This is a genomic window from Collinsella vaginalis (assembly GCF_900176655.1).
Taxonomy (GTDB): Bacteria; Actinomycetota; Coriobacteriia; order Coriobacteriales; family Coriobacteriaceae; genus Collinsella; species Collinsella vaginalis.
The window spans coordinates 789,096-798,894 of record NZ_LT838843.1 but is presented as its reverse complement, the minus strand read 5'-3'; the positions used below and the strand labels follow the sequence as shown (position 1 = coordinate 798,894).

General features: G+C 67.4%; 6 protein-coding genes. 2 read left to right on the top strand and 4 right to left on the bottom strand.

Annotation, left to right across the window (positions count from 1 at the left end; translation table 11 throughout):
* Both CAP13_RS05345 and CAP13_RS05340 read left to right on the top strand, forming a co-directional pair.
* A partial coding sequence (locus CAP13_RS05345) for a 4-alpha-glucanotransferase (RefSeq protein ID WP_085830544.1) occupies positions 1 to 2,397 on the top strand: 2,397 nt, incomplete at its 5' end.
* A 124-nt stretch (positions 2,398 to 2,521) separates the two neighbouring features.
* Complete coding sequence (locus CAP13_RS05340) at positions 2,522 to 2,782, top strand: FmdB family zinc ribbon protein (RefSeq protein ID WP_085830543.1); 261 nt, start codon at positions 2,522 to 2,524, stop codon at positions 2,780 to 2,782.
* 43 nt (positions 2,783 to 2,825) lie between these two features.
* On the opposite strand, the gene glgA is transcribed toward CAP13_RS05340, so the two are convergent.
* From glgA to CAP13_RS05320, 4 genes are all read right to left on the bottom strand, one after another.
* Positions 2,826 to 4,931: a glycogen synthase GlgA gene (gene glgA, locus CAP13_RS05335; RefSeq protein ID WP_179184948.1), complete on the bottom strand. Its 2,106-nt coding sequence runs from the start codon at positions 4,929 to 4,931 to the stop codon at positions 2,826 to 2,828.
* Positions 4,932 to 5,046: 115 nt separating this feature from the next.
* Positions 5,047 to 6,156 (bottom strand): glucose-1-phosphate adenylyltransferase subunit GlgD, encoded by a 1,110-nt coding sequence (gene glgD / locus CAP13_RS05330; protein ID WP_085830542.1) that lies wholly within the window; start codon positions 6,154 to 6,156, stop codon positions 5,047 to 5,049.
* 3 nt (positions 6,157 to 6,159) lie between these two features.
* Positions 6,160 to 7,305, bottom strand: a complete 1,146-nt coding sequence (locus tag CAP13_RS05325) for a glucose-1-phosphate adenylyltransferase (protein WP_085830541.1) — start codon at positions 7,303 to 7,305, stop codon at positions 6,160 to 6,162.
* Positions 7,306 to 7,371: 66 nt separating this feature from the next.
* A complete protein-coding gene (locus CAP13_RS05320; RefSeq protein WP_085830540.1) occupies positions 7,372 to 9,798 on the bottom strand; it encodes a glycogen/starch/alpha-glucan phosphorylase in 2,427 nt (808 codons plus the stop codon).
* Position 9,799 lies beyond the last annotated feature (1 nt).

Genomic DNA, 9,799 nt, shown 5'->3' with positions numbered 1-9,799 from the left:
CATGAGGACGGCGGCTACGACAGCTGGTGGGGCATCGCGAACATGCCGGCGTTGAACGACGCGTCGCCCCGGGTGCGCGAGCTCGTCTGCGGAGCGGACGGGGTCGTTCGCCATTGGCTGCGCGCGGGCGCCCGCGGCTGGCGTCTCGACGTCGCCGACGAGCTCAGCGATGAGATGCTCGCCGAGATCAAGGCCGCAGCGCTGGCGGAGCGTCCGGATGCGCTCGTGCTCGGCGAGGTGTGGGAGGACGCCTCCAACAAGGTGAGCTACGGCCGCCTCCGCCGCTACCTCCTCGGCGACGAGCTGGATTCGGCGATGAACTACCCCTTCCGCGACATGGTCCTGGGTTTCCTCCTCGGCGCCGAGGACGCCGCCGCTGCAGCCGAGACGATCGAATCCCTGGCGGAGAACTACCCGCCCGAGGCCCTCGCCTGCGCCCTCAACCTGCTGGGGAGCCACGATCGCCCGCGCATCGCCTCAGTGCTCGGCGGTGGGCCCGACGAGTCCTCTCTGCCCGAGTCGGAGCGCGGCCGCTGGCGGCTCGATGAGGCCTCGATGGGGCTCGCCAAGGGGCGGTTCTGGCTCGCCTCGCTCATGCAGATGACCTTCCCCGGGGTCCCGTCCATCTATTACGGCGATGAGTTCGGCCTGGCGGGCCTCTCGGACCCGGGGAACCGCCGCACCCTGCCCGAGCTCGCGGACATCCACGATACCGATATGCAGACGATCATCAAGAACGCTGCCGGGATCCGCCGCGCCTTTCCGTTCCTCGCAGACGCCCCCGTGCACGCCTTCGCGCCCCATGAGGACGTGCTCGCCTGCACCCGGGTGAGCGAGGGGGGAGAGGCCGTCTGCGTCCTCGTCAACCGCAATGCGCACGAGTCACGTTGCGTGCGCGTCCCCGCGCTCGGTCCTGCCGCGATTGACGTCGCCTCCGGGGCTGAGCTGCCGCTCAACCAGGATGGTACCGTCGAGGTGACCCTCTTCGGCCTCGGATCCGCGGTCGTGTACTTCCATGAGGAGGAGCGGTTGCAGCGCCCGCTCTCGCCCGGGGCCGGTGTCGCCTGCCATATCACCTCGGTGCCGAACGCGGACGGCCCGGGCACCCTCGGCGACCCCGCCCGCCGCTTCGTCGATCACCTCGCGAAGATGGGCCTCAGGTACTGGCAGGTGCTGCCGGTGAACCCCACGGATTCGTTCAACTCCCCCTATGCCGGACCCTCTGCCTTCGCGGGCAACACCGACCTGCTCGAGGACGGTGACGGGGCGCTCCGTCGCGAGCTCGCGGCCGGGGCCCTGGAAGACGCCGAGACGGCCCGCGCCTTCGCGGCGTTCCGGGCGCGGAGCGATTTCTGGCTCGATGCCCACTGCGCCTATACGGCCGTCAAGCACGTCGAGGGGGGAGCGCCCTGGCAGACGTGGCCCTCGGAGCTTCGTCGCTACCGCCCCGACCTCCTCGAAGACCCCCGCTTCGCTGAGGGGGCCCGCTTCGAGGCCTATCGCCAATTCAAGTTCGACACGGCCTGGCGCGAGCTCCTCGCCTATGCACATGACCGGGGGATCCAGGTCATCGGCGACATCCCGATGTACGTCTCCGCGGACTCGGTCGACGCCTGGAGCGCGCCTGAGCTCTTCTGGCTCGACGGGGACGGCCATGTGCTTGAGGGCGCCGGCGCCCCGCCGGACGACATGGCGGCCGAGGGGCAGCTCTGGGGCAACCCCACGTATCGCTGGGACCGCATGCGCGCCGACGGCTACCGGTGGTGGGTCGAGCGCCTGCGCCGCGCCTGCGACCTCTACGACGTCGTCCGCCTCGATCACTTCCTTGGTTTCCACAACTACTTCAGCATCCCCGCAGGGGAGCCTTGCGCCGCGGGCCGTTGGCTCGCCGGTCCGGGGGCGGACCTGTTCCGTGCGGCCGCGGCTGAGCTCGGACCCCTGCCCTTCATCGCCGAGGACCTGGGCATCTTGACGCTCGGCGTGCGCGCCCTGCTCACGCAGTGCGGGTTCCCGGGGATGGACGTGCTGCAGTTCCAGAACGGCGACGTGCGCGCGGGCATCGAGCCGCATCCGTCGAAGATCCTCTACACCTCAACACATGACACCGCGACTCTGGTGGAGTGGTGCGCCGCCGCCTTCGCGCCGGAAGGGGACGAGGAGGCCGCCCACGAGATCGCCGACAGTCTCATCGTGAGCGCGCTCGCGACCGACGCATCCCTCGTGATGCTGCCGCTTCAGGACATCCTGCGCCTGGGCGGCGAGGGCCGTATGAACACACCGGGCGTCGCCGAGGGCAACTGGCGCTGGCAGGCGACCGAGGAGCAGGTGGCTCAGGGCGAGGGACGTTTTGCCGCGCTCGTGCGCGCTGCGGGGCGCTTCCACGGGCCGGACCGGTGAGGGGTCCGCACCGAATGGACACAGGTTTTCGCCCAAGTGGACGGGGAGGCCCGAAGCCGGGTACAGTAGTGCACACGTTTGAATGGGTCATACGCCCGTGCGGTGCGGAGAGGGTTTGAGTTCTATGGCACACTACGATTATCGTTGCACGTCCTGCTCGCATGTGTTCGAGGTCGAGCACGGCATGACCGAGCATCCGGACGTCACCTGCCCGGTTTGCGGCGCCCCGGCCGACAAGGTCTTTAACGCGAGCGGCATCGAGTTCAAGGGCAGTGGCTTCTACAACACCGACCAGCGCGGAGGCTCGTCGTCGGCAACGAAGGCGAGCGCGCCCGCCGGCGGCTCGGGTCACACCTGCGAGAACTGCCCGCATAAGGGGGAGTGAGGCCTGGAAGCCATGGGGGCCTGCGTCCCCAGGTGGTAGGCACTCAAGCGCCCAGCGCCTTTCTGCGGCGCGATGTTCGAATGCTCCATGAAAAGGTGTTTTGCCCCCATCCTGTGCATGCAGCCGAGCCCAGACACCTCGTGTGTCGGCCAACAAGGGATTGAAAACCTACTTTCGACCGCGCATGCTGGCAGAATGCCTGTGAAAACGCTTCAAGAAGACGTTCTACTCCTGTCCTGTGCCATCGCACCACGGTGCTCGATGCGCTTCGGGATCGGAGCGCATCGACCGGGCCGATGGGGGCATGGCCAGCAGGCACCAGGCCTTCAGACCACCAAATACCAGCGAGGACCCGGTTGTGCGCCGGGCCCTCGCTGCGTTTCACCGTGTGCCTACTCCTGTGTTCTCGACCGCTTCGCTGACGGCTTCCGCACCGTTTTCGGTTTCGCCTTCGAAGACNCGCCTGCTTCGCCCGTGCGGTGCGGACCGTCCTCGGCGCCTTCGCAGGCGCATCAGCAGCCGCAGGGGTCGACGCCCGTGTCGCCGCCGCGCGCCGCTTGGGTGCCGGGGTATCGGCCTTGGACGGGGTGCCGGCGCTCTTTTCGGCTACCCGCGCGGCGTCATCCGAATCCTTCGCCAGCTCGCCCGCCGGCGCGCCGTCCATCGCGCCCGCATCGCGCCTGATCTCGGGATGCAGCCAGAAATACAGGTCGAGGTAGCGCGCGGCGCTCTTGGTCCAGCTGAAGTCCTGGGCCATGGCCTGCCGGATCACGCGCCCGAAGGCGTCGGGGGCGTCCCAGAACAGGCGCGCGGCGCGGAAGACGGCGTCGCCGAGCTCCTCACCGTTGAAGTTCGCGAACGAGAAGCCCGTGCCCTCGCCGGTCTCGTAGTTGTAGGGGACCACGGTGTCCTTGAGGCCACCGGTCTCGCGGACCACCGGCAGGGTGCCGTAGCGCATCGCGATGATCTGCGACAGCCCGCAGGGCTCGAAGAGGGAGGGCATGAGGAAGAGGTCGGCGCCCGCGTACATGCGCTGCGAGAGCGCGGGGTCGAACTGAATGCGGGCGGCCATCTGCCCCGGGTAGGAGCTCTCGAAGTAGCGCAGGGCGTTCTCGTAGACGCTGTCCCCGGTGCCGAGGACGGCCACCTGGACCCCGCCGGACAGGATCCGGTCGAGGGCGTAGGTCACCAGGTCGAGTCCCTTCTGACGGGTGAGTCGCGTGACCATGACCATGAGCGGCCTATCGTCGCGGACTTCGAGGCCGAGCTCCTCCTGCAGGCGCGCCTTGCAGACCGCCTTGCCGGAGAGGTCCCGAGCCGAGAAGCGCGCGGCGATGGCGGGATCGGCCTCGGGGTCGAACTGCACGGTGTCGATGCCGTTGGCGATGCCCTGCAGCGCCTCGGCGCGGCGCCTGAGCACCCCGTCGAGCCCCTCGCCGAAGGCGGGCGTCTTGATCTCCTCGGCGTAGGTGGGGGAGACCGTCGTGATCGCGTCGGCGTAGTTCAGGGCGCCCATCATGTAGTTGACCGAGGTAGCATCGGAGCGCAGCTGGTTCGCCGCGGCCGGGATGTGCCCGAGCCCCAAGACGTCCTCCAACACCTCGTCGGAGAACTGCCCCTGGAACGCGATGTTGTGGATCGAGAACACGGTCCGCACGTTGTCGTAGAGGGGGATGCCCCGGTAGAACTCGCGCAGGAAGACCGGGGCGAGCGCGGTGTGCCAGTCGTTGCAGTGCAGGATGTCGCAGGTGAAGCCGTCCGGCAGGTGCTGCAGGCTCTCGCAGACGGCCTTGGAGAAGAAGGCGAAGCGCTCGCCGTCGTCGAAGAAACCGTAGGGGTAGCCGCGGTCGAAGTAGCGCTCATTGTCCAGGAAGAGGTAGGTCACACCGTCGCGCTCGAGGCGCATGAGGCCGCAGTACTCGCTCCGCCAGCCGAGCGGCACCGCGAACGAGGTCTCGAACGTCATCGCACGCCGGTACTCGTCTGCGATGGACCCGTAGTTCGGCACCATCACGATCACCTGCACGCCGGCGCGGGCGAGGGCCGCGGGGAGCGATCCCGCCACGTCGCCGAGGCCACCGGTCTTCACGAAGGGTGCGGCTTCGGCCGAGGCGAAGACGACCCCCAGCCTGCGTTTGCTGTCTGCCATATCAGAAATCCCTTCCCTTGGATCGGCCGCCGCCCGGATGCGTCCGGACGGCGGCCGTGCCTGATGCGGGTCGGCGCGGCATCGCGCCCCGGTCCCGCTGAGAACCGCGCCCGCCTCAGCGGCGGATGGGCGCCTTCCCGATCACGAGCGTGTCGTCGAGGGTGCCGCGCAGCTCGGTGTTCTCCGGCACGTAGTTGTTCTTGTCGAGGATGGCGTTCTCCACCGTGGCGCCGGCGCACACGTGGCAACCCTGCATGATGATGCTATTGCGGACCTTCGCGCCGCTCTCCACCACCACGCCGCGCGAGAGGATCGACCCGCGCACCGTCCCCTTGATCACGCAGCCCGCCGAGATCAGCGAGTCGGGCACGTTGCAACCGGCGTTGTACTTGGCGGGCGCGGCGTCGTGGGCCTTCGTGATGATCGGCCGCGAGGGCTGGAAGAGGCGGTCGTAGGTCTCAGGGCGCAGGAGGTCCATGCTGCGGTCGTAGTAGGTCTTCTGGTTGAAGATGCCCACCATGAGCCCCTTGAACTCGTAGCTGCACACGTCGATGCGCTCGAAGTCGGAGCGGATGGCATCGAAGAGGTCGAGGTAATCGGCCGTGGCGTAGTCCTCGATGATGTTGAGCAGGAGCCGGCGGTCGATGATGAAGGCGTCCATGAACTTGCACTCGCCGAAGCCGCAGCCGCTGCGCACCTCGCGCACGCGGCCGCGGTCGCCGATGGCGAGCGACTGCGCGTCGGGCTGGTCGCGCTGGGCTATGGCGTAGATCATCGTGACGCCCGCACCCGAGGTCCGATGCGCCTCGATGATCTCGTCGAGATCGAGGTTGAAGATGATGTTCGAGCCCATCATCACGACGTAGGGCTTGGTCGAGCGGCGGAAGAGCTCGACGTTGGCGATGATGTCGCGCAGCAGGAAGCGCATACCGCGCTTGCTCGTGCCGTACGCGTTGCCCGGGACGAGGAAGAGCCCGCCCTTCTTGCGGTCGAGCGTCCAGTCCTTGCCGGAGCCCACGTGGTCGATGATCGAGCGGCAGTTGCCCGGCATCACGAGGCCCACGGTCTTGATATCCGCGTTCATCATGTTGGAGAGCGGGAAGTCGATGAGCCGATAGCGGCCCATGAAGGGGATGGAGGCGAGCGGGCGCTCCTGCGTGAGCGCGCTCGCCTCACGGGAGATGTAGTTGGCGGTTATGTAGCCGATGGCCAGGTTGTTGATCATCGCTCATTCCCCCTTTCCGATGACGACGTCGTTGCCGACGACGGCCGTGTCCCTCGTGGTGTCGATGGAGCCGAGTTTCACGCCCTCCTCGACGACGGCGTTCTCGCCGAGGATGGCCCGGCGCACGTGGGCCCCGGCCTTCACCTCGGCCCCCGGCAGCAGCACGGAGTCCTCGACGACGGCGCGCTCGTGCACGATGGCGTCGGTGGAGAGGATCGAGTGCGTCACGGTGCCGTACACGCGGCAGCCGTTCGAGATCAGGCAGTCGCTCACCCGCGCTTCGGGGCCGATGTAGTGCGGCGGGCGCGTCGTGATGTTGGAGAGCACCGGGAAGCTCTTGTCGAAGAGGTCGAACTCAGGGTGCTCGCCGAGCAGGTCCATCGAGGTCTCGTGGAAGCTCGCGATCGTGCCCACGTCCTTCCAGAAGCCCTTGAACTCGTAGGTGTAGAGGCGGCGTCCCTCCTCGAGCATCTTCGGGATGATGTCGTTGCCGAAGTCGTGGCTCGAGCGCTGGTCGACGGCGTCCTCCTCGAGGACCTCGATGAGGACGTCCTTCGAGAAGATGTAGATGCCCATGGAGGCGAGGTTGGAATCGGGGGCCTCGGGTTTCTCGGAGAACTTGACGATGCGGTCATCGTCGTCGGTGGTGAGGATGCCGAAGCGGCTCGCCTCCTCCCAGGGTACCGGCATGACCGAGACCGTGAGCTCCGCCCCGTGGGCGATATGGGTCTCGAGCATCTTGCGGTAGTCCATCCGGTAGAGGTGGTCACCGGAGAGGATCAGCACGTAGTCGGGGTCGTATCCCTTGATGTAGTCGATGTTCTGCGTGATGGCGTCCGCGGTGCCCGCGTACCACGCGCCGCCGTCCTGGGTCGCATAGGGAGGCAGGATGGATACGCCGCCGTCGCGGTTGTCCATGTCCCAGGCCTCGCCCGATCCGATGTAGGAGTGCAGGAGGTAGGGCCGGTACTGGGTCAGCACGCCCACGGTGTCGATACCGGAGTTCGTGCAGTTGGACAGGGCGAAGTCGATGATCCTGAACTTGCCGCCGAAGGAGACGGCGGGTTTCGCGATCTTCTGCGTGAGCGCGCCGAGGCGACTGCCCTGGCCGCCCGCGAGCAGCATCGCGATGCATTCTTTCCTACTCATCTCTGCCTTCCTCTCAACCGTTCCATCTATCCATCCGACCCCATGCGGCCGGGGGACCTGCGCTGATTAGGCGTGCCAGATCTCGTCGCGGTACTCGCGGATCGTGCGGTCGCTCGAGAACCAGCCGGACATCGCCGTGTTGTGCAGCGCGCGCCTGTTCCAGTCCTCCGCATCTGCGTGGGAAGCGGTGAGGCGCTCCCAGGCGTCGACGTAGGAGTGGAAGTCACGCAGCACGAGGTCGTAGTCGTTGTTGAGCATTACCTCGTTGTGGATGCTCTCGAAGTCCCCGGAGAGCCGCGAGAACGTGCCGTCGGTGAGCGAGCTCATCACGCGGCCCAGGCGGTCGGGGTCCGCGTTCAGGAGATCCCAGGCGAAGTAGCTCCCGGATGCACGGAGCTCCTCGACCTCGGGGGCGGTGAGGCCGAAGATCTGCTCGTTCTCACGGCCCGCGAGATCGGCGATCTCGATGTTCGCGCCGTCGAGCGTGCCGAGCGTGATCGCGCCGTTCATCATCAGCTTCATGTTCGAGGTGCCCGACGCCTCCTTGCCCGCGGTCGAGATCTGCTCCGAGATCTCGGCGGCCGGGTAGATGAGCTGGGCGTTCGAGACGCGGAAGTTGGGGATGAAGCAGACCTTGATGAGGTCGTTCACCCGCTCATCGGCGTTCACCACGTCGGCGACGGAGTTGATGAGGCGGATGACCTCCTTGGCGAAGGCGTAGCTCGAGGCCGCCTTGCCCGAGAAGATGAAGGTGGTGGGGCTGACGCGGTAGCCCGGGTCATGCAGCAGGCGCTGGTAGACGTCGATCACCTTGAGGATGTTCAGAAGCTGGCGCTTATAGGCGTGGAAGCGCTTCACCTGCACGTCGAAGATCGAGTCGGGGTCGATCGAGAGCCCGCACTCGCGCTGCACGTACCGGGCGAGGCGCACCTTGTTCTGATGCTTCGAGTCGCCCGCGCGCGCGAGGAAGGCGGGGTCCGACTCGAAGGGCACGAGGCGCTTGAGCTCCATCGCGTCGTCGAGCCAGCGCTCGCCGATGGCCTCGGTCACGAGCTTCGCGTAGCTCGGGTTCGCTTCGGCGAAGAAGCGCCGCGGCGAGATGCCGTTCGTCTTGTTGTTGAACTTCCCCGGCGTGAGGGCGTAGAAGTCCTTCAGGACCGTCTGCTCGAGGATGTCCGTGTGGAGCTTGGCCACACCGTTCACGGAGTGGCTGCAGATGACCGAGAGGTTTGCCATGCGGACCTCCCCGTCCCAGAGCACCGCTGTCGCGCGCAGGCGCTCCTGCCAGTTCGGAAGCGAGGTGTCGAAGCCCTCGCGCCACCGGCGGCTGATCTCCTCGATGATCTGGTAGACGCGGGGGAGCAGCGCGCTGAACGTGGCGATCGGCCAACGCTCGAGCGCCTCGGGCAGGACCGTGTGGTTCGTGAACGAGACCGTGCGGCAGACGATGTCCCAAGCCTCGTCCCAGGAGAGCCCCTCCTCATCCATGAGGACGCGCATGAGCTCGGGGCCGCACATGGCGGGGTGCGTGTCGTTCGTGTGGATGGCCACGTGGTCGGGGAGGTGCGCCCAGTCCGAGCCGTGCTCGCCGCGGTAGGTGTCGAGCAGGCTCGCGATGCCGGCGGCCACGAAGAGGTACTCCTGCTTGAGGCGGAGGAGCCGGCCGTGCTCGCCCTGGTCGTTCGGGTAGAGGATGGCGCTGATCGCCTCGGCGTCGGCGCGGGCCGCATCCGCGAGCGCGTAGTCGCCGCGGTTGAACGCATCGAGGTCGAAGTGCTCGTCGATGGGCTCCGCGCTCCAGACGCGCAGCTTGTTGACGGTCTTGCCGCCGAAGCCGACGACGGGGATGTCATAGGGGACGGCGAGGACCTCGCTCGCACCCTCGACGGCCCAGGTCGTGCGCTCTCCCACCTGATGGGGGACGACATGCCCGCCGAAGCCGATGCGGACCGCCTTGTCCTGCCGCCTGACCTCCCACGGGTAGCCGCCTGAGAGCCACTCGTCCGCGACCTCGACCTGACGGCCGTTGCGGATCTCCTGCTTGAAGAGGCCGTAGCGGTAGCGCATGCCGTTGCCGTAGCCGGCGATTCCCTCATGGGCCATGGAGTCGAGGAAGCAGGCGGCGAGGCGCCCGAGGCCGCCGTTGCCGAGGGCCGGATCGGGTTCCAGGGCGCAGAGCTCGTCAAGGTCCACGCCGATGTCCGTGAGGGCGTCCGCCACGAGGTCGCGGACGCCGAAGTTCAGCAGGTAGTTGTCGAGGAGCCGCCCGATCAGGAACTCGATCGAGAAGTAGTAGACCCGCTTCTTGCCCTCTGCGGCGACGCGCGTGTCCGTCTCCGCCGCGACCTCGCGGGCGCGGGCGGCCACAAGGCTCACCAGCGCCTCGTAGCGGTCGCGCTCGCTCGTGTGCTCGAAGTCCTTGCCCGAGAGCGATTGCGCCGCCTGACGGAATCGGTCGAGGAAGTCCTGCTTGCTGTCGAATATCTCAGCCATC